The organism is Limnospira sp. PMC 1279.21, assembly GCF_032349615.1.
In the GTDB taxonomy this organism is placed as follows: Bacteria; Cyanobacteriota; Cyanobacteriia; order Cyanobacteriales; family Microcoleaceae; genus Limnospira; species Limnospira fusiformis.
Genome location: NZ_JARPLU010000548.1, coordinates 1 through 434, shown reverse-complemented (window position 1 = coordinate 434; position 434 = coordinate 1). Strand labels below are relative to the sequence as shown.

1 pseudogene is annotated in these 434 nt (G+C 47.9%); it reads left to right on the top strand.

What is annotated here, in order from left to right:
- Nucleotides 1–236 (top strand): annotated as a pseudogene (locus P5683_RS25890) (hypothetical protein); the annotation flags it as partial.
- Nucleotides 237–434: the final 198 nt, after the last annotated feature.

The window sequence follows — 434 nt, the reverse complement described above, 5'->3', positions numbered from 1 at the left end:
AATTCCGTTCTCAAAGCTGCGTCCTAACCACCTTGACTAATGCTATAACTGGATTTAAAGCGATCGTTCCCTGTGGTATTTCTGATTTCCCCGTAGGGAGTCTGGCTGAATTAGTCCCGGATATTTCCATCGAGCAAGTCCGGGATGTCCTCGCGGCCTGTTTTGCTGAAGTTTTTGGAGTCACCCTCAAACTTACTCGAGAGGAAAAGACGCCCGGAACGATCGCCATAACTTGAGCCAAAGGAGCCCCACAAGGGTCTATTCACCCATCAAAACTAAGATTTTGACTGAATTGCTGGGGTAGATGGCTCATGCTTGCGGAAAGTTTCCTCCCATTGATTAGGAGATAGTCGGGGGATTAACCACTTGCCAAACTGGGTATATAGCATTAGTCAAGGTGGTTAGGACGCAGCTTTGAGAACGGAATCCATGGC